The organism is Polynucleobacter aenigmaticus, assembly GCF_002206635.1.
Classification (GTDB): Bacteria; Pseudomonadota; Gammaproteobacteria; order Burkholderiales; family Burkholderiaceae; genus Polynucleobacter; species Polynucleobacter aenigmaticus.
Genome location: NZ_NGUO01000010.1, coordinates 102,405 through 122,769 on the forward strand (window position 1 = coordinate 102,405; position 20,365 = coordinate 122,769).

18 protein-coding genes are annotated in these 20,365 nt (G+C 47.0%); 6 read left to right on the forward strand and 12 right to left on the reverse strand.

Annotated features, from left to right (window positions below; genetic code table 11):
• Genes rimI through scpA form a run of 7 tightly spaced genes read right to left on the reverse strand, consistent with a single transcriptional unit; the run spans position 1 to position 8,564 of the window.
• Positions 1–522 carry a ribosomal protein S18-alanine N-acetyltransferase gene (gene rimI / locus CBI30_RS07175; RefSeq protein WP_240553527.1) on the reverse strand — a complete coding sequence of 174 codons (522 nt, stop codon included), beginning with the start codon at positions 520–522 and terminating at the stop codon, positions 1–3.
• Positions 523–535: 13 nt separating this feature from the next.
• A complete protein-coding gene (gene tsaB / locus CBI30_RS07180) occupies positions 536–1,258 on the reverse strand; it encodes a tRNA (adenosine(37)-N6)-threonylcarbamoyltransferase complex dimerization subunit type 1 TsaB (protein ID WP_088527624.1) in 723 nt (240 codons plus the stop codon).
• 18 nt (positions 1,259–1,276) lie between these two features.
• On the reverse strand, positions 1,277–1,741 hold the full coding sequence (locus CBI30_RS07185; RefSeq protein WP_088527625.1) for a VOC family protein: 465 nt from the start codon (positions 1,739–1,741) through the stop codon (positions 1,277–1,279).
• Between the two features lie 8 nt (positions 1,742–1,749).
• Positions 1,750–3,774, reverse strand: a complete 2,025-nt coding sequence (accC, locus tag CBI30_RS07190; protein WP_206075605.1) for an acetyl-CoA carboxylase biotin carboxylase subunit — start codon at positions 3,772–3,774, stop codon at positions 1,750–1,752.
• A 26-nt stretch (positions 3,775–3,800) separates the two neighbouring features.
• Complete coding sequence (locus CBI30_RS07195) at positions 3,801–5,333, reverse strand: acyl-CoA carboxylase subunit beta (RefSeq protein WP_088527627.1); 1,533 nt, start codon at positions 5,331–5,333, stop codon at positions 3,801–3,803.
• A gap of 9 nt (positions 5,334–5,342) precedes the next feature.
• Positions 5,343–6,368: a methylmalonyl Co-A mutase-associated GTPase MeaB gene (meaB, locus tag CBI30_RS07200; RefSeq protein ID WP_088527628.1), complete on the reverse strand. Its 1,026-nt coding sequence runs from the start codon at positions 6,366–6,368 to the stop codon at positions 5,343–5,345.
• 27 nt (positions 6,369–6,395) lie between these two features.
• Positions 6,396–8,564, reverse strand: a complete 2,169-nt coding sequence (scpA, locus tag CBI30_RS07205; RefSeq protein WP_088527661.1) for a methylmalonyl-CoA mutase — start codon at positions 8,562–8,564, stop codon at positions 6,396–6,398.
• A gap of 123 nt (positions 8,565–8,687) precedes the next feature.
• Between scpA and CBI30_RS07210 the strand changes: the two genes are divergently transcribed.
• Positions 8,688–9,326 carry a GntR family transcriptional regulator gene (locus CBI30_RS07210; protein ID WP_088527629.1) on the forward strand — a complete coding sequence of 213 codons (639 nt, stop codon included), beginning with the start codon at positions 8,688–8,690 and terminating at the stop codon, positions 9,324–9,326.
• An 87-nt stretch (positions 9,327–9,413) separates the two neighbouring features.
• Here the strand turns inward: CBI30_RS07210 and CBI30_RS07215 are convergent, their stop codons facing one another.
• Complete coding sequence (locus CBI30_RS07215; RefSeq protein ID WP_088527630.1) at positions 9,414–9,758, reverse strand: c-type cytochrome; 345 nt, start codon at positions 9,756–9,758, stop codon at positions 9,414–9,416.
• Positions 9,759–9,775: 17 nt separating this feature from the next.
• Positions 9,776–10,096 (reverse strand): c-type cytochrome, encoded by a 321-nt coding sequence (locus CBI30_RS07220; RefSeq protein ID WP_370652518.1) that lies wholly within the window; start codon positions 10,094–10,096, stop codon positions 9,776–9,778.
• Between the two features lie 211 nt (positions 10,097–10,307).
• Here CBI30_RS07220 and CBI30_RS07225 point away from each other — a divergent pair, with 211 nt between their 5' ends.
• The 3 genes from CBI30_RS07225 (at position 10,308) to CBI30_RS07235 (ending at position 12,887) form a co-directional block, all read left to right on the forward strand.
• On the forward strand, positions 10,308–11,165 hold the full coding sequence (locus CBI30_RS07225; protein ID WP_088527632.1) for an AAA family ATPase: 858 nt from the start codon (positions 10,308–10,310) through the stop codon (positions 11,163–11,165).
• A 23-nt stretch (positions 11,166–11,188) separates the two neighbouring features.
• Positions 11,189–12,364 (forward strand): vWA domain-containing protein, encoded by a 1,176-nt coding sequence (locus CBI30_RS07230; protein ID WP_088527633.1) that lies wholly within the window; start codon positions 11,189–11,191, stop codon positions 12,362–12,364.
• A 64-nt stretch (positions 12,365–12,428) separates the two neighbouring features.
• Positions 12,429–12,887 (forward strand): RidA family protein, encoded by a 459-nt coding sequence (locus CBI30_RS07235; protein ID WP_088527662.1) that lies wholly within the window; start codon positions 12,429–12,431, stop codon positions 12,885–12,887.
• A 4-nt stretch (positions 12,888–12,891) separates the two neighbouring features.
• Here the strand turns inward: CBI30_RS07235 and CBI30_RS07240 are convergent, their stop codons facing one another.
• Positions 12,892–13,542: a nucleotidyltransferase family protein gene (locus CBI30_RS07240; RefSeq protein WP_088527663.1), complete on the reverse strand. Its 651-nt coding sequence runs from the start codon at positions 13,540–13,542 to the stop codon at positions 12,892–12,894.
• A gap of 64 nt (positions 13,543–13,606) precedes the next feature.
• Here CBI30_RS07240 and CBI30_RS07245 point away from each other — a divergent pair, with 64 nt between their 5' ends.
• Positions 13,607–14,590: an XdhC family protein gene (locus CBI30_RS07245; protein WP_088527634.1), complete on the forward strand. Its 984-nt coding sequence runs from the start codon at positions 13,607–13,609 to the stop codon at positions 14,588–14,590.
• 48 nt (positions 14,591–14,638) lie between these two features.
• Here the strand turns inward: CBI30_RS07245 and parC are convergent, their stop codons facing one another.
• Together parC and CBI30_RS07255 are read right to left on the reverse strand one after the other, a co-directional pair.
• Positions 14,639–17,011 carry a DNA topoisomerase IV subunit A gene (gene parC / locus CBI30_RS07250; protein WP_240553529.1) on the reverse strand — a complete coding sequence of 791 codons (2,373 nt, stop codon included), beginning with the start codon at positions 17,009–17,011 and terminating at the stop codon, positions 14,639–14,641.
• Positions 17,012–17,085: 74 nt separating this feature from the next.
• Positions 17,086–19,074, reverse strand: coding sequence for a DNA topoisomerase IV subunit B (locus tag CBI30_RS07255; protein ID WP_088527635.1), 1,989 nt, complete (start codon positions 19,072–19,074; stop codon positions 17,086–17,088).
• 67 nt (positions 19,075–19,141) lie between these two features.
• Here CBI30_RS07255 and CBI30_RS07260 point away from each other — a divergent pair, with 67 nt between their 5' ends.
• Entirely contained in the window at positions 19,142–20,362 is a 1,221-nt protein-coding gene (locus tag CBI30_RS07260; protein WP_088527636.1) for a CaiB/BaiF CoA transferase family protein, read from the forward strand.
• Positions 20,363–20,365 lie beyond the last annotated feature (3 nt).

Sequence of the window (20,365 nt, forward strand, 5' to 3'; positions counted from 1 at the left end):
TCATTCCTCAAGCTTAATCGATTTAGCAAGAACCCATGCATCCTCTCGCAATCCACTTGTGGCGTCCGCAGGGTAATAATTTTTGCGTAAGCCGATTTGCTCATACCCTAAACTTTGGTAAAGCTGTAGAGCGCTGACATTGCTTGGCCTAACCTCCAAAATGATCCGAGGCATTTTTTTCTGACAAGCCACGCCTTCAATCGCATTCATGATTTTGGCGCCAATACCTAAACGACGCAATTTTGGTGATACGGTAATATTTAAGAGGTGCATCTCATCAACCGCCGGAAATAATACGCAATAGGCCCAGAGGATTTCAGGGTCAAGATAACTTCCTTTAATTACATCCTCTAGCTGCGGCCTGATGCAATAAGCCCAATGTCCCGCTGCTAGTGAATCGGAGAAATTACCTTTAGTCCATGGATGTATATGTGAGGCAGATTCGATTACTAAGACCGAATCTAAGTCTGCAGTTGTCATCGGCAAAAAAGAAAGCTCTGATACACCTTCTGTACTGGACATTGAGTTGATGTTGTCAACCATGTTGTTGGCTACGCTCCGCCGAGGTAAAGGCAACTTTATTACGAATATAAAGTGGCTCCAGTAGGTGAACGTCCTGCTGTAAGCCTTTGCGCCACATATCCTGAGCGCAGGCTAAAACACCTTGGGCATCGACGCCTATAGCTGCATCTAGATGACTACTGGGAAATGGACTTGATATTAATGCAAAAAGGCGGTCGCCAAATTCTGTAATCGCGCTACCAGCTAGATACTCTGCCTCATTCAGATTAACAAGCTCTGGAGATGACAAGTGGATATCGCCGAGGCGATTTGGAAGAGCTTTTGATGAGGCTTGATATGTTGCCCAGTAAACCTCCCCCATACGGGCGTCAACAGCCACGACAAATGTCTGGGCTCCAGAGGCAATAAAGGCAGGTTGAAGAATGAGCTGAGCTGCAATGGCATCTAGACTGGCTACAGGGAGCACAGGCAGCTTGGTTGCAATTGCCAGACCCTGAACAACAGCGACACCTAAGCGAACCCCTGTAAAGGCTCCAGGGCCAACACCCACTGCGATTGCATCGAGTAAAGCAAGTTCGCTAGATGTTTCGTTTAGTAATTCCTCAATCCAAGGCAATAAGAGTTGGCTAGCGCCAGCCGACACTTTTTGGTGGCGGACCAGTGGCGCTACATCGCCTAAAGATAAAGCCACCGAACACCACGCTGAGGAGGTATCGATGGCCAATATACGGGTCAATTTGGACTCTCTTATTACTTATGAACTCAGACCCACAATGATATCTGGTGGAGCTTGAACAAGTTCAATCAAGACACCTTCACCACAAAATGGAAACTCTTCATTTCCTTTGGGGTGAACGAAAGTAATGTCATAGCCAGCAGCACCCTTGCGAATGCCGCCCGGAGCAAAACGTAAACCTTGTGCTGAAAGCCACTCCACGGCTTTTGGCAAATCATCAACCCATAAACCTATATGGTTAAGTGGAGTCTGATGAACAGCAGGTTTCTTTTCAATATCGAATGGCTGCATCAGATCGACCTCAATCTCATGTACGCCTTTACCAATTGCACAAATATCTTCATCCACGTTTTCACGCTCAGAAATAAAAGTGCTCTTATATTCAAAACCCAATAACTCAACCCAAAGCTTTCGCAGGCGGTCTTTATTCTCGCCGCCAATAGCTATTTGCTGAATGCCTAATATCTTAAATGGCTTAGTCATGATGCGCCTTATTCAAAGCGGATAATCAATTGATCCACTGCCAAGCTTTCACCCACATTGGCGCAGATTTCAGCTACGACACCGTCTTGAGCTGCAAGTAATGTGTTCTCCATCTTCATCGCTTCAATTGCAGCTAATTTTTGACCAGCAGTAACTGCCTCGCCAACTTTGACGGAAATGTTGGTCAAGAGACCTGGCATCGGCGACAAGACTAGCTTCGATGTATCCGGTGGAACCTTAACTAACATGCGACGCTGCAGCTCTGCGCCCAATGGACTTAGGACCATGCATTCGTAGTGTGCACCATCTAAAACCAGTACATATTTGACGCCCTTGCGCTCCACTTGCGCCGTGATCTTGTGAGTTCCATTGATAGTGGCGCGCAAGCAAAGTTCACCTGGACGCCAATTACTGACGATGTTGTAGCGGCTAACGTCACCCTCTTCATCGATATAAACTGAATACACACCGTCTTTTAGCTCTACCCGAATTGCAATTTCTTGAATATCGTCACTTGAGCCAACGCGCGTACCAGTAACAATGACAAATTTCTTCGCAATCGTCATCTCATGACCAGCTAGTTGACCATCAATCATCTGGATATGCTCAAGATAGCGGTAGCGCATAAATGCCGCGAGAGCTGCTAAACGCTTGGGATCAGAAGGCTGGACAGAATCCTTTTTGAAGCCGTCTGGATATTCTTCAGCAATAAAGCCGGTCGTGAAATCGCCAGATACAAAACGGGGATGCTGCAACAGAGCGGCCTGGAAAGGAATATTCGAATGAATGCCGCGAATCACAAAATCATTTAGTGCGGAACGCATCTTTTCAATAGCCTCGGTACGATCCTTGCCATGTACGATCAACTTCGCAATCATGGAGTCGTAGTGCATCGGAATCTCACCACCCTCGTAGACGCCGGTATCTACACGCACACCATCAATCTCTGCTGGAGGGCGATATTTAACCAAACGACCGGTAGATGGCAGGAAGTTACGAAAAGGATCGTCCGCATTAATGCGACACTCCATTGACCAACCATCAAGCTTAATATCTTCCTGCTTAAATGCCAGCTTCTCACCAGCAGCAACGCGAATCATCTGCTCCACTAAATCCAAGCCAGTGATACCTTCGGTTACTGGGTGCTCTACTTGCAAGCGGGTATTCATCTCCAGGAAGTAGAAGGATTTATCTTTACCAACTACAAACTCCACGGTACCAGCGGATTGATAGTTAACAGCCTTAGCCAACGAAACGGCTTGCTCACCCATTGCCTTACGTGTAGCAGGATCAATAAATGGGGATGGCGCCTCTTCAATCACCTTTTGATGGCGACGCTGAATGGAGCAATCACGCTCACCCAAGTACACCACGTTCCCTTGTGAGTCACCCAGCACTTGAATCTCAATATGACGAGGACCTTCGACAAACTTTTCGATGAAAACGCGATCATCACCAAAACTGTTGAGCGCCTCTGTACGGCAGGCAGTAAAACCTTCAAATGTTTCTTTGTCATTAAATGCAACACGCAAACCTTTGCCACCACCGCCTGCAGATGCTTTAATCATGACGGGATAACCAATGCCTTGCGCAATCTTGACGGCATCCTCAGCCTTCTCAATTGCTTCATTAAAACCAGGAATCGTATTAACCTTAGCTTCAATTGCCAATTTCTTGGAGGCAATCTTGTCACCCATTGCGGCGATCGACTGATGTTTTGGACCTATGAATACAATGCCCTCTTCTTCGCAGCGACGTGCAAACTGTTCGTTTTCAGATAAAAAACCATAGCCTGGGTGAACCGCTTCAGCGCCCGTATCTTTACAGGCCTGAATAATGCGATCCATTACTAAGTAGGATTCGCGCGATGGTGCAGGCCCTATGCAAACTGCCTCATCGGCCATTTGAACGTGGCGCGCCTCCTTATCAGCTTCGGAGTAGACGGCTACAGTCTTAATGCCCATCTTCTTAGCTGTTTTCATTACCCGGCAAGCAATCTCACCGCGGTTAGCAATCAAAATTTTCTTAAACATTTTCGTAGTCATGATGTATCGGCGCCTTAAAGAGGAATATTGCCGTGTTTACGCGGTGGGTTGGTCAGCTCTTTATCCTTAAGCATCGCCAATGAGCGTGAGATACGCTTGCGGGTTTCATGAGGCAAGATCACGTCGTCAATATAGCCACGACGCCCTGCAACAAACGGATTAGCAAACTTCGCTTTGTACTCAGCTTCACGCGCAGTGATTTTCTCTGGATCAGACTTCTCCTCACGGAAGATGATCTCCACTGCACCTTTCGGGCCCATTACGGCGATTTCTGCTGAAGGCCAGGCAAAGTTAACGTCGCCACGCAAATGTTTAGAAGCCATTACGTCATAAGCTCCACCATACGCTTTGCGAGTAATCAATGTCACCTTGGGTACAGTGCAATCGGCATAGGCATATAGCAGCTTAGCCCCGTGCTTAATGATGCCGCCGTACTCTTGAGATGTTCCAGGCATAAATCCAGGCACGTCCACCAAAGTCACTACGGGAATATTGAAGGCATCACAAAAACGCACGAAACGCGCAGCCTTAATGGATGCCTTGATATCCAAACAACCGGCCAACACTAATGGTTGATTTGCAACGATCCCTATCGAGCGCCCTTCCATACGGGCAAAGCCGATCAAGATATTTTTTGCGTAATCTGGTTGCAATTCAAAGAACTCGCCATCATCAACAATCTTCTCAATCAACTCTTTCATGTCGTACGGTTGATTCGGATTGCTTGGAACCAGGGTATCTAAAGAGAAATCAGGCTCTTCAGTACGCATCGCCCCATTGATCATGGGCGGCTTTTCGCGATTAGATAATGGGAGGTAGTTGAAGAAACGACGAAGCATCATGATTGCATCAACGTCATTGTCAAATGCTAAATCACAAACACCTGAGATAGTCGAGTGCGTGACGGCGCCACCCAACTCTTCAGCCGTCACATCCTCATGCGTCACAGTCTTTACCACCTCTGGACCAGTCACAAACATGTATGAACTGTCTTTGACCATGAAGATAAAATCGGTCAACGCTGGAGAATAAACCGCACCACCTGCTGATGGGCCCATGATCAAAGAGATTTGAGGAATTACTCCGGAAGCAGTCACGTTGCGCTGGAAAATTTCGGCATAGCCGCCCAAGGAAGCCACACCCTCTTGAATGCGTGCCCCACCAGAGTCGTTCAAGCCAATCACAGGGGCGCCAACTTTTAGCGCCTGATCCATAATCTTGCAAATTTTCTCAGCATGCGCCTCAGAGAGAGAGCCACCTAAAACAGTAAAATCTTGTGAAAATACAAATACTAAGCGGCCATTAATCATGCCGTAACCAGTAACAACACCATCACCAGGAACAGTTTGGTCGGCCATTCCGAAATCATGGCAGCGATGCTCAACGAACATATCCCATTCTTCGAAGGTGCCAGCATCTAGCAAAAGTTCGATGCGCTCACGTGCAGTCAGCTTCCCTTTGGAATGCTGAGCAGCAATGCGCTTTTGTCCGCCGCCTAATCTGGCAAGCTCGCGCTTAGCTTCAAGCTGTTGAATGATTTCCTTCATAACTACTCCTTAGAAAAATTCGTGTCCCATTGCCTCAAGCAAACGTCGCGCAGCAACAGAAGCGGCCATGGTTCCTTGATTAACCTCGGCACTCAAGACTGGTAAAAGTGTTTGTACTGCCGGGTGATTCTGAAATGCATTTTTAAGTCCTACATCAATACGATCCCACATCCAAGCGCCTGATTGTTGTTTACGGCGCGCTTGCAATTGGCCATTGGCGGTTTGTAGCTTTTGAAAATGCAGAATTTTTTCCCATAATTCAGGTACGCCATTGCCCTCTAAAGCACTGAGGGTCATCACAGTGGGATGCCAAAACTCTCGATCGTGGGAAGCGTGATCAGGATTTCCCTGAAAACCTAAGAGACGTAACGAGCTGGTAATAAATAATTGCGCGCGCATAGCGGCATTGGGGTCAATGTCCACTTTGTTGATTGCAATCAGATCAGCAATTTCCATGACGCCTTTTTTGATAGCCTGAAGATCATCGCCTGCATTCGGAAGTTGTAATAGCAAGAACATATCCGTCATGCCCGCAACAGCAATTTCGCTCTGACCAACACCAACCGTTTCAACGATGACGATATCAAATCCAGCCGCTTCAGCAACGAGCATGGCTTCACGGGTCTTTTCAGCCACACCACCTAAGGTGCAAGAAGACGGGCTTGGACGGATAAATGCCTTATCCAATACAGACAGTCTCTCCATACGGGTTTTATCGCCGAGAATGGAGCCACCAGATAGGCTTGAAGAAGGATCGATTGCGAGTACTGCAACGCGATGGCCTCTTTCAATCAGATACAAGCCTAAGGTTTCAATTAATGTAGATTTTCCAACGCCAGGCACCCCGGATATGCCAAGACGAAAAGACTTACCCGTTTTTGGTAATAAGGTATTGAGAACTTCATCGGCACGCTTGCGATGATCCATGCGCGTGGATTCAAGCAAAGTAATAATCTTGGCCAAAGCCCGGCGCTGCAATGATGAAGGCGCACCAGTGAGGTCATTTACTAACGCCTGGTCAACTGCATTTAGCATGCTGATGTACTCTTTATCAATCTATGCTTACTGTGGCTTTGCAGATTTACGAATCTGCTCAAGCACATCCTTGGCAGATGCTGGGATCGGTGTACCGGGACCATAAATGCCTTTGACACCAGCTTCGTACAAGAAGTCATAATCCTGCCTTGGGATAACGCCACCCACGAACACGATAATGTCATCCGAACCCTGTTTCTTCAGTTCGGCAATGATGGCTGGAACCAGAGTCTTATGTCCAGCAGCAAGTGTCGAGATACCCAAAGCATGAACGTCATTCTCAATGGCCTGACGTGCACACTCTTCTGGCGTTTGGAATAAAGGTCCAATATCTACGTCAAAGCCCAAATCCGCGAATGCGGTAGCGACCACTTTGGCTCCGCGGTCATGGCCATCCTGACCCAATTTTGCAATCATGACGCGTGGACGACGACCGAAATCTTTTGCGAAATCAGCGATTTCGACTTTCAATTTCTCCCAGCCTTCTGCTGAGTCATAAGCAGCTGCATACACACCGGTCACCTTTTGAGTATCGGCGCGATGGCGCCCGTAAATTTTTTCTAATGCATCAGATACTTCGCCAACCGTAGCGCGCAAGCGAATTGCTTGAACCGCCAACTCCAGCAAATTGCCAGTCTTGTCCTCTGCGGCCTTGGTTAAAGCCTCTAATGCAGCTTCCACCTTCTTAGCATCACGTTTTGCTTTGATGTTTTTCAAACGAACAACCTGGCTTTCGCGAACCTTGTCGTTATCGATCATCAAGACATCGACTAGATCCTCTTTGCCAAGTTTGTATTTATTAACACCAACAATCACATCAGAACCAGAATCAATCTTGGCCTGCTTCTCAGCGGCAGCCGCTTCAATCTTCAGCTTAGCCCAACCACTTTCAACTGCCTTAGTCATTCCGCCCATGGCATCGACTTCTTGAATAATCTCCCACGCTTTATCGGCCATTTCTTGCGTGAGGTTTTCCATCATGTAGGAGCCGGCCCAAGGATCGATCACACTAGTGATATGAGTCTCTTCCTGCAGTATTAATTGGGTATTACGGGCGATACGACTGGAGAACTCAGACGGCAATGCAATCGCCTCATCAAATGAATTGGTGTGCAAAGACTGTGTACCACCAAATATGGCCGCCATTGCTTCGACAGTCGTACGAACTACGTTGTTGTAAGGATCTTGTTCAGTCAAAGACCAGCCTGAGGTTTGGCAGTGAGTACGCAACATTAATGACTTAGCATTCTTTGGCTCGAAGGACTTCATGATGCGCCACCACAAGAGTCTTGCAGCGCGTAGCTTGGCAACCTCTAAATAGAAGTTCATGCCAATCGCAAAGAAGAAAGAGAGGCGTCCAGCAAAAACATCAACATCCAAGCCCTTAGCAAGTGCCGTTTTTACATACTCTTTACCATCGGCTATTGTGAATGCTAGTTCAAGAACTTGGTTCGCACCCGCCTCTTGCATGTGATAACCCGAAATCGAGATCGAGTTAAATTTTGGCATGTGCTTAGCGGTGTACTCAATGATGTCCCCAATGATGCGCATCGAAGGCTCTGGTGGGTAGATATAGGTATTGCGCACCATGAACTCTTTCAGAATGTCATTCTGAATGGTTCCTGATAGCAACTCCTGTTTTACGCCCTGCTCTTCACCAGCAACAATATAACCAGCCAATACCGGCAACACTGCACCATTCATCGTCATCGAAACAGATACTTTGTCTAATGGAATGCCATCAAACAAAATTTTCATATCTTCAACAGAATCAATGGCAACACCGGCTTTACCAACGTCACCCGTAACACGTGGATGATCGGAGTCATAGCCACGATGAGTTGCTAAGTCGAATGCAACTGATACGCCTTGACCACCTGCATCAAGCGCCTTGCGGTAAAACGCATTGGATTCTTCCGCAGTAGAAAATCCTGCGTACTGGCGAATAGTCCATGGGCGCACGGAGTACATCGTTGCTTGTGGTCCACGTACAAATGGCTCAAATCCAGGCAATGAATGTGTGTACTGAAGTCCCTCAATATCCTCTGCGGTATACAAGGCCTTGAGATGAATTCCATCTGGCGTCTGCCAGCCTAATTTATCAACATCACCATTGGGTGCTGACTTTTGGGCTGATTTTTTCCATGCGTCTAGAGTGCTCTCTGGCACATCTGGCCAAGTATTAGATGTATTCATTGCGGACTTTTTTTCACTTGCACTCATAAAGCACTCCCGGTTGGCTTTATTACATTGTTGCTAAATTTGTAGGCCTATTTTGCTTGACTTTTATTTATTTGTCTAGATACTGTATACATAATTATGAATACAAAACTAATTAATAGACCCCTCTACGAAGATGTGGCAGAACGTCTGCGTGAGCAAATTTTCTCCCATGAATTAGCTCCAGGCAGCTGGCTAGACGAACAAAGCCTAGCCTTAGCCTTCGGTATTAGCCGGACTCCGATGCGTGAAGCCATCAAGGTTTTAGCCTCTGAGGGGCTTGTAACTACCAAAATGAATAAGGGTGCCTACGTAACTGAGGTTGATAGGCGTGATTTAGAGCAAATCTTCACCGTCCTCTCCCTCCTCGAGGGTCAAGCTGCAAAAGAAACGGCCCTTAAGGCAACTGAAGCCCAATTGACGCAGTTAGATGATTTGCATCACCGGCTAGAAAAGGCAGCCGCTGACAGGGACTTGGAGCAATTCTTCGAAATTAATGTGAAATTTCATGATGTAATTGGGGAAATCGCTGGAAATAAGTGGATGAATGGGGTCATTGCTGATCTGCGTAAGGTTCTTAAGCTCCAAAGGCGTGATTCTTTGAGTCGTGGCGGTCGCTTACTAAGCTCGCTAATTGAACACCGTGAGATTCTTCAGGCAATCCTCAAGAGGGACTCCTTGGCTGCAGAAGCAGCTATGCGCAAGCACCTGGCTCGCGGATTAGAGGCGACCAAGTAATCAGATCTTTCAGGTAATCGCTCTATAAAGAACAAAGGCTTAGGTGGTGAACCTAAGCCTTTTATTTAACGCCGTAACGCCGGAGAATTACTTCTTAACTACGAAATTTCCTGGCAATGTGGCAATGTAAGCAGCAATATCGTGCATGTCAGCATCAGAGAAAGTCTGCACCTGAGAGGACATCACAGCGTTATTGCGACCAAACTGAGCATTGGTATTGCCAACTTTGTAGGCGCGCAAAGCGTAATACACATAATCAGCGTATTGGCCGGCTAACTTTGGATATGCCGGAAGAATTGGGGCATTTAAGCCTGCGCCATGGCAAGAAGCACAATTGGCCTTCTCAACAAGTGCCTGGCCTTTATCAGCGCTAGCAGCTTGAGCTAAGCCGATGCTGGATAAGAAAATAGCGGTAATTAGTGCGAATTTCATAGACGTGTCTCTAGGTATCACTTCAATGGGTTTTTGGGTGAGCTGGCAGTTTGCGCAGCGTAGTACTCGCCAATATCGGCCATGTCCTGATCAGACAAGCTGGCAGCAATTGAACGCATCGTTGGATGTTTTCTTTCACCCTTTTTATAAGCCGTTAAAGCACTAGCAATATAAGCTGCGTTTTGGCCACCAATCATTGGCACCTTGTATACAAAAGGATAATCAGCGCGATAGTCAGGAATGGAATGGCAGCCTATACAGAGCCAAACCTTACCTTGGCCAGCTTGAGCTGAGCCCTTTTCATCGGCAGCCTGAGCTGAAACGCCAACAAGAGCCATGCTTGCGCAGATGGCCAATTGGGAAAGAATGAGGTGTTTTTTCATAGAAATCATCATTAACGAGTTTGATTTAGATCAATTTGGAGAGAGTATAGCGGAGACGGACTGAGATTCTCTATTTCAAAGCTTGGAATCGGTAAAAACACTGAAAATACCAGCCCTTTTACCTATACTTGAGCGCTATTTAACGACAAATTGATTGCTCGCAACAATGACTAAGACTAAATCCCGTTTTGATGGCTCACAAAGCTATGTAGCCACTGATGATCTGAAATTGGCAGTGAATGCCGCCATTCAACTCCAGCGGCCATTATTAATTAAGGGCGAACCCGGAACGGGTAAAACCATGTTGGCCGAGGAGGTTGCTGCAGCACTCAATATGCCTTTAATGCAGTGGCATATTAAGTCGACAACTAAGGCTCAACAAGGTCTTTATGAGTATGACGCAGTCAGCCGCCTAAGAGACTCCCAACTGGGCGACGCAAAAGTAAACGACATTCGTAACTACATTGTTAAAGGTGTTCTTTGGCAAGCGTTTGAAGCAGATGAACCGGTTGTCTTGCTGATTGATGAAATTGATAAAGCAGATATTGAGTTTCCGAATGATCTACTTCGTGAAATTGATCGCATGGAATTTTATGTATATGAGACACGAGAGATCATTAAAGCCAAGCATCGCCCCCTCGTCATCATCACCTCCAATAATGAAAAAGAGTTACCTGACGCCTTCTTGCGTCGCTGCTTCTTTCATTACATCACTTTCCCCGATGCAGGAACGATGCAGAGCATTGTGGATGTTCACCACCCCAATATCAAACAAGAATTGCTGGAGGCAGCCCTTAAGTCCTTTTATCAAATCCGGTCTCTGCCAGGATTAAAGAAGAAGCCATCGACTTCTGAATTAATTGATTGGTTAAAGCTGTTGTTGGCTGAGGATATTCCAGCGCAAGCACTCTACAGCAGTGAAGAGAAAATTGTTATCCCACCTTTGCATGGTGCCTTACTAAAAAATGAGCAGGATATTCACCTATTTGAACGCTTAGTTGCGATGAATCGAAATCATCGTTGATCGTATACGGCGTCCACTAAGTCATGCTGATTCAATTCTTTCTTAATTTAAAGGAGGCTAAGGTTCCCGTTTCAGTTCGGGAATTTTTAACCCTGCTTGAAGCTTTAAAGGAAGGTGTCATTGAACCCTCGATTGATGAGTTCTACCAATTGGCTCGCATGACTTTAGTAAAATATGAGCAGCACTTTGATCGATTTGATCAGGTCTTTGGCTCTTATTTTAAGGGCGTTGAACAAATCATTGCCCTCGCACCAGACATCCCACTCGATTGGCTCGAAAAAAAGTTGCAACGTGTATTAACTGCTGAGGAAAAAGCGGCACTTAAGAAGCTGGGCGGGCCTGAGGAATTACAAAAGCGCTTGCAAGAGCTCATGAAGGAGCAAAAAGAATGGCATGGCGGCGGCAATAAATGGATTGGTGCTGGCGGCTCATCTCCATTTGGTCATAGCGGCTACCACCCAGAAGGTATTCGGATCGGTGGCGAGAGTGCCGGTAATAGAACAGCAATCAAGGTGTGGGAAGCGCGAGAATTTAAAGACTATGACAGTGACCTCAGCCTAGGAACCCGCAATATCAAAATGGCGCTTCGGCGCTTACGTCGTTTTGCCAGGGAGGGCTCAAGCCTTGAATTAGATTTGGATAAGACCATCCATTCCACCGCAGCCAATGCGGGCATGCTCGATATCCAAATGCGGCCTGAACGCCACAATCAAGTTAAGGTCTTGCTGTTGATGGATGTAGGCGGATCAATGGATGACCACATCCAGCGTATTTCTGAATTGTTTACCGCTGTCAAAACAGAATTTAAGCATCTGGAGTACTACTACTTTCATAACTGTGTGCATGAACATCTATGGCAAAGTAATCGCCGCCGGCGAGATCAAGTCACCTCGACACAAGACATCATGAATAAGTATGGGTCCGACTACAAACTCATTTTTATTGGAGATGCCACTATGTCTCCTTATGAAATTCTGAGTCCCAACGGATCCGTCGAATACAACAACCGCGAGACTGGAGCTTCTTGGATCAATCGACTGATTGATCATTTCCCCCACTTTGCTTGGCTTAATCCTGAGCCAGAATCTGTATGGCAGTACCGACAATCAATCGATATCATGCAAGGCCTCATGAAAGATCGGATGTACCCTGTGACTATGAATGGTCTTGAGAGAGCCATGCGGCAACTTTCCAAGTAAGATTTGCCCATATCAAATATTTTTTATTTCATTTCAATCATCTTTTTATTTTTACTTAAACACTATGACAAACCATATTTGCGATCGCCTTAAAACACTTGGCATTGATTTACCTCCACCTGGACCCCCTGCCGCCGCATATGTGATGGCCGCCACGACCGGCAATACCGTTTTTCTATCTGGCCATATCGCCAAGAAAGATGGGAAGCCCTGGGTTGGTAAGCTTGGTCAAGACATGGATACAGAAACAGGTAAGGCTGCTGCAAAGTCGATTGCGATTGATTTAATTGCTACCTTGCAAAATCACCTGGGCTCACTGGATAAGGTAAAGCGCATCGTGAAGGTAATGGGTCTAGTGAACTCCACTTCGGAATTTACCGAACAACACCTGGTTATCAATGGCTGCTCAGAACTACTCTTTGAGGTATTTGGTGATGCCGGAAAACATGCTAGAAGTGCATTTGGTGTGGCGCAGATCCCTTTAGGCGCTTGCGTCGAGATCGAACTCATTGCCGAGATTTAAGAGCTTAGCTTAAGCTTAATTTGTACTCTTGGATGTCTTCCGGTGTGTCGACATCCAATACAAATGCCCGATTGTTCGTGCGCATGATGTGTACTTTTTCAGGATGAGCATCCATATAGGCACGGCAAACCATTCCCGGGGCAGCCAAAACTTCTTGAACTGCTTTGCTGGAAAATAGCACTGGATTACCACGCTCTCCATTAACCATTGGCAGGATAACTTCTTCTCCAGCCTTGCAATGAGAAAATTCTTGGAGTAATTCTTGAATTTCTTTGGCGCCTATCTCAGGTTGGTCTGATAGTGCAAGCAGCAAGACATCAAACTGGCTTTGGAGTGACTCTAGACCCAATCGAACCGATGAGGCCTGGCCCATTTGTGGCGCTAGATTTCGAATGGACTTAATTGGGAACGCTAAAGAAGTATTGATCTTTTCAATCTCAGACTCGATCACTTCCGCATGAAAGCCCGTTACGGCAATGTATTCAGTAGGCATAAATATCTGAATAGCGTTTGATAAATACTCTAAAAGGGTATGGTCTTCTTTACGGAGTAAGGCTTTGGGGTGCTTACCTAGACGACTACCCTCACCTGCAGCGAGCAATAGAACTGCAAGGCGCAACTTCGGAGCTTGAGTAGATGGGCTAGAACTTATCATTAGAGAGATAATAATTACATTAATAGTAAAAAAATAATAAATACAAAAATATTGAAGATAAGAGATGAATAGCACCGATTTAAGCGTATTAAAAGCGGCGGTAGATTGGCTCAAATCTGGCCATCGCGTTGCCATTGCTACCGTAGTCCAAACTTGGGGTTCAGCCCCAAGGCCAATTGGCTCATGGCTTGCCATTAGGGATGATGGACAAGTAACGGGATCGGTTTCTGGTGGATGCGTCGAGGATGACCTGATTCGTCGAGTTCAAGCTGAAATCTTGACCCGAGACTTACCCGAGATGGTGGTCTATGGCGTGAGCCAAAAGGAGGCTGCTCGCTTTGGTCTGCCCTGTGGTGGCACCTTAAGATTACTGGTAGAGCCCAAACCTGAGCTAGATGTTTTGGAGGCAATCCTGGCCTCCATCTCCAGTCACCAAATTACCTCCCGTACAGTTGATCTCAGTACTGGCAAATCCAAACTGGAATCTGGTAACCGCAATGAGGCTTTTATTTGCAATGACAAGCTTATGAAAACTACTTACGGCCCACGCTGGCGTATGGTGATCATTGGTGCGGGACAGTTGTCGCTTTATACGGCAGACTTTGCGCTGGCATCAGACTTTGAAGTCATTGTCATTGATCCGCGTGATGAATATGCTGAAGGCATTAATCGCGAGCACATCCAGTTTATTAAAGGGATGCCAGATGATGTTTTACTGGAAATAGGAGTTGACTCTCATACAGCAGTAGTTGCCTTGACGCACGACCCTAAGCTCGATGACATGGCCCTTATGGAGGCGCTAAAGTCCCCCGCTTTTTATGTCGGCGCGTTAGGTAGTAGAGTGAATACTCAAAAACGCAAAGACCGCCTACTAGAATTTGATGTGACCCAAGAACAAGTTGAGCGACTGCATGGTCCTGTAGGCTTGTTCATAGGCGCCCTGACTCCGCCTGAAATTGCTGTATCGATTTTGGCGGAAGTGATTGCCGTCAAATACGGCATACCCATTCCCAAAAAAAACCTAAATAAAGAAAAACCTGATCGGTAGTTTGATCGGGTTTTTTATTTGCTGGATTACTACTCTGTAGTAAGTGGCTTAATTTGCTTTAAGCTTGCCATCTTTAAGTCGCGGCTCAACAAAGTGTCCTTTGCGAGCACGATTACCCGCAAATGACTTCAAGGTTTTTGCATCCAGATTTAGCTCGGTTGGTTTGCCTGCACGGCCTGCACCAGAATATGTGGCGCCATCAGACCCAACCGCAATAGCGGAGGCAAGTTTCTCTTTGTCCTCTAAGCCCATCAAGATCACACCCTTACCGCCAGTAGGCAGACGCTTGAGCTCATCCAATGGGAAAACCAATAGCTTGGAACCCTCAGAGAGACAAGCTACCTGCTTCATTCCGGCAGTTACTTTTGCCGCACCTAGAGGAGCGTCGCCGCTTGGGAATTTGCTATCGATACCAACAAATGACTTGCCTGCTTTATTACGCGTGGTCATATCGGCAACGTTGGCCAAGAAGCCATTACCCGATCTAGTGGATATCAATACCAAATCATCTGACTGACCAGCGTAATACGCCACCATTTGGGATCCAGCGGCCAAGTTTACAAAACTCGTCAATGGCGAACCATCGCCGCGGGCACCAGGTAAGTCACTTACGGGGACCGTGTAAACGCGGCCATCGCTACCGAAGCCCTGGATAACGTCGATCGTACGACATTCAAAGGTGCTGTAGAGCGCATCTCCCGCCTTGAAGCCAAACTGAGTTGCATCATGCTCATGACCCTGGCGAACACGTACCCAACCTTTTTGAGAGACGATCACTGTTACCGGCTCGTCCAGTACTTTAGTCTCTGCAATAGCGCGCTTATCCTCTAGAATCAAGGTCCGGCGGTCATCACCAAAATCCTTCATATCGGATTCGATTTCTTTGATGATGCGTTTGCGAAGCACAGTGTCACTTTGTAATAAGCCCTGCAGATCATCGCGCTCTGATTTGAGCTCTTTGAGTTCTTGCTCAATCTTGATGCCTTCTAGGCGTGCCAGCTGACGCAAGCGGATATCCAAAATGTCTTCCGCTTGGCGATCGCTGAGTTTGAACTCTTTAATGAGGTCTGCCTTAGGCTCGTCACTATTGCGAATAATCTTAATTACCTTATCAATATTTAGAAGAACAATTAAGCGCCCTTCTAAAATATGCATCCGGTCATTGACCTTTCCTAAGCGATGCTGTGTACGGCGTGTCACCGTTCCCACCCTAAAAGAAATCCACTCAGAGATGATCTCTTTTAGTCCTTTTTGACGTGGACGACCATCAGTGCCTATCATCACCAAGTTCATTGGCGCATTGGACTCTAATGAAGTATGGGCTAGTAATAGGTTTACGAACTCATTGACATCGATATTTTTACTCTTAGGCTCAAATACCAAACGCACTGCCGCATCTTTGCTGGATTCATCACGAACACCGTCAAGTACATTCAAGATGGTGGACTTGAGATTGTTCTGCTCTGGAGTCAAAGTCTTTTTGCCGACTTTCACCTTGGGATTAGTAATCTCCTCAATCTCTTGTAGTACGCGTTGCGTCGAAGTGGATGGGGGTAATTCATTGACAACAATTTTCCACTGACCGCGAGCGAGCTCCTCAATAGACCAGCGTGCACGCACTTTGAGACTGCCACGACCCGCTTCATAAATCTGTGCAATTTCTCCAGGAGAAGAAATGATTTGACCGCCGCCTGGATAATCGGGGCCAGGCATGATTTCTAGGAGCTCTGAAGTACTCATTTTGGGAGACTTCATCAATGCGATTGCAGCGCTAGCAACTTCACGTAAATTATGAGAAGGAATCTCAGTAGCCATACCAACTGCAATACCGGACGCACCGTTCAACAGAACAAAGGGTAGGCGTGCTGGTAAAAGCTTGGGCTCTTGGAATGATCCATCGTAGTTTGGCGCAAAATCTACCGTACCTTCATCGATCTCGCTCAGCAGCAAGCCAGCAATTTTGGTTAGACGCGCTTCGGTGTAACGCATAGCAGCTGCGCCATCACCATCACGTGAACCGAAGTTACCCTGGCCATCAATTAGCGGATAACGTAGTGAAAAGCTTTGCGCAAGACGCACTAAAGCGTCGTAAGCTGACTGGTCGCCATGGGGATGGAATTTACCTAGTACATCACCCACCACGCGCGCGCTCTTGACTGGTTTTGCATCAGCGCGCAATCCCATCTCACTCATGGAGAACAAGATGCGACGTTGTACTGGCTTTTGACCATCCGATACATCGGGCAATGCACGACCCTTCACTACGCTAATGGCGTAATCAAGGTAAGCGCGCTCCGCATAGACGGCCAGAGTTAAGCTATCTTTGTCATCCTCATTGAGTTCGACTATTTTTGGATCATGAGGGTCCTTGGGGCCACCAGCTTGTGGAGATGCCACTGCATCCACTTCAACAATATCCATCTCAATGGGTTCTGCAGCAAATAAATCTGCTTGATCGGCCGCAGCAATATCGCCAGGAGTTTTTTTAATCGCCATTAGATGTCTGCCTCTACATCATTACCGCGCTCTTCGAGCCAATCACGACGAGCCCCGGATTCGGATTTACCCATCAACATATCCATTGTTTTAATTGTTTCATCTTCCGTCCAAGAGCCCAATGTCACTGGCAATAAGCGGCGGGTATCTGGATTTAAGGTGGTATCCCACAATTGCTCCGCACTCATCTCACCCAATCCTTTAAAGCGAGAGATTTGCCAACCCGACTCTTTGACGCCATCTTTACGCAACTTATCTTCAATCGATTGAAGTTCGCCTATATCTAGGGCATAGATTTTTTGCGCAGGTTTTTTGCCACGTGCTGGTGCATCAACCCTAAACAAGGGTGGTCGTGAAATATGAATGTGACCTAATTGAATTAACTTAGGGAAATGCTTATAAAACAACGTGAGCAGCAATACCTGAATATGCGCCCCATCGACGTCCGCATCGGATAGGATGCACACTTTACCGTAACGCAGGTTCGATAAATCAGGGCTGTCATTAGCACCGTGCGGATCAACGCCGATCGCCACGGCAATGTCATGTACCTCGTTATTAGCAAATAAGCGGTCGCGCTCTGCTTCCCAAGTATTTAGGACCTTGCCTCGCAATGGCAAGATTGCTTGATACTCTTTATTGCGACCCATCTTGGCAGATCCACCTGCTGAATCACCCTCAACGAGGAAGATTTCATTGAGGCTAATATCTTCACTCTCACAATCAGTCAGCTTTCCAGGCAGAACGGCAACACCAGAAGATTTTTTCTTCTCAACCTTTTGACCGGCACGTGTTCTCGCTTGAGCTTGCTTGATTACCAAGTCAGCCAGTTTGCGACCGTAATCCACGTGCTCATTAAGCCAAAGTTCTAATGCAGATTTTGCATATCCAGAAACTAAACGTACTGCGTCTCTGGAATTCAAACGCTCTTTAATCTGCCCCTGGAATTGTGGGTCCAATACTTTGGCAGACAAAATGAAGGAGGCGCGTGCAAAGACATCCTCAGGCATTAACTTGACGCCCTTAGGCTGCAAAGCATGCATTTCAATAAAACCTTTAACAGCATTAAAGAGTCCTTCACGCAAACCACTTTCATGTGTTCCCCCTGCAGGGGTCGGAATCAAGTTCACATAACTCTCGCGCACTGGCGCACCATCTTCAGTCCAAGTCACAACCCAGGCAGCGCCTTCGCCCTCTGCAAAAGAATCATCATCACCATTGCCGGTGGCATATTGCTCACCCTCAAATGGTGGAATTACTTCAGCGCCGTGCCCTGCTTGTGCCATGGCTTCATTTAAATAGCCACGTAAGCCTTGGGCATACTGCCAAGTCTGACTCTCGCCAGACTTTTCTTGAATGAGGGTCACTTTGACGCCCGGCAATAACACTGCCTTTGAGCGCAATAAACGAATTAGCTCTGGCATTGGTATGCCAGGACTATCAAAATACTTACCATCTGGCCATGCGCGTACTCGAGTACCGTGTGATTTATCTTCTTTGCCAGCAGCGTTGGTCTTGAGTTTTTCGATGACCCTGCCATCAGCAAATGCCAAAGTAGATACTTGGCCTTCACGCCATACAGTCACTTCTAAACGTTTGGATAAGGCATTGGTTACCGAGACACCAACTCCATGCAAACCACCCGAGAAAGCATATGCACCGCCACTGCCTTTTTCGAACTTACCGCCAGCGTGAAGCTGGGTAAAGACGATTTCTACTACCGGTAATTTCTCCGTGGGGTGCATTCCTACCGGAATGCCACGCCCGTCATCTTCTACGCTCACGCTGCTATCGGCATGCAAAGTCACAATGATTTGCTTACCAAACCCCCCTAAAGCCTCATCAGAAGCGTTATCCAACACCTCCTGAATGATGTGCAAAGGGTTATCAGTTCGGGTGTACATTCCCGGGCGTTGACGGACAGGTTCAAGCCCTTTAAGGACCTGAATCGATGATTCGCTGTATTCGGAAGTTTTACGGGTAGCCATGCGCGCAAATTGTAGTCATGTCTGGAGGAAAACCTGAATTTTCCTAAATTTATGCCAAAATCACTGAATGGGAGCCTTAAGTCATATTCGCGTTTTAGACCTCAGCCGGGTTCTTGCCGGCCCATGGTGTACACAAAATCTTGCCGATCTAGGGGCGGATGTCATTAAAGTCGAACGTCCAGGGGTTGGGGACGATACCCGACATTGGGGCCCCCCTTTTGCGCGGGACGCCCAGGGTAATGAAACAGCTGAAACAGCCTATTTCATCTGCATTAATCGCAATAAACGCTCCATTACTGTCGATATCAGCAAGCCAGAAGGACAAGAAATCATTCGTCAGCTAGCCAAAGAGTCTGACGTGGTCATTGAAAATTACAAAGTTGGTGACTTAGCCAAGTACGGCCTGGATTACGAGAGCCTCAAAAAGGTCAAATCTGACCTGATTTATTGCTCCATTACCGGTTTTGGTCAAAATGGACCCTATGCTCACCGCCCTGGCTATGACTTCATCATCCAGGGCATGGGTGGTTTTATGAGTGTTACTGGCGAGGCTGATGATTTTCCAGGGGCTAGCCCACAAAAGGCTGGTGTAGCTATCGCTGACATCTTTACTGGCATGTACGCCAGTTCCGCCATCTTGGCTGCAGTTGTGTATCGAGACCAAACTGGGCAAGGTCAATACATTGATATGGCGCTTTTGGATACCCAAATTGCAGTCATGGCTAATGTCTCAAGCGCCTATTTGTGCTCAGACCAGATTCCTCGCCGCTGGGGAAATGCATCGCCCATCATCGTCCCCTATCAAACCTTTCCCACGTCGGATGGCTGGATGATTGTGGCAGTTGGCAATGATGGTCAATTTAAGCACTTTGTTACTGCCGGTGGGGAGGCTCATTTAGCTGAAAATCCTCTCTTTACCAACAACCCCTTACGCGTTGAACATCGGAAATCATTGGTTCCATTGCTAGAAGTAATGACGCGCCGAAAAACTAAGGCTGAGTGGATTGCCCTTTTAGAGGCTGCTAATGTGCCTTGCGGCCCAATTAACAACTTCGAGGAGGTCTTTGATAACGAGCAAGTCAAGGCGCGTGGCGTCCAAATTGAGGTTCCTCACCCAACAGCGGGCACGATGAAGCTAGTTAGAAGCCCTATGCGACTCTCAGAAACCCCCGTAGATGTTCGTCTTGCACCTCCGACCCTGGGTCAACACACTGATGAGATTCTGCGGGAACGTTTAAAACTGGATCCCCAGGCCATTGCTGCCTTGCAAGAAAAGGGCATCATCTAATTA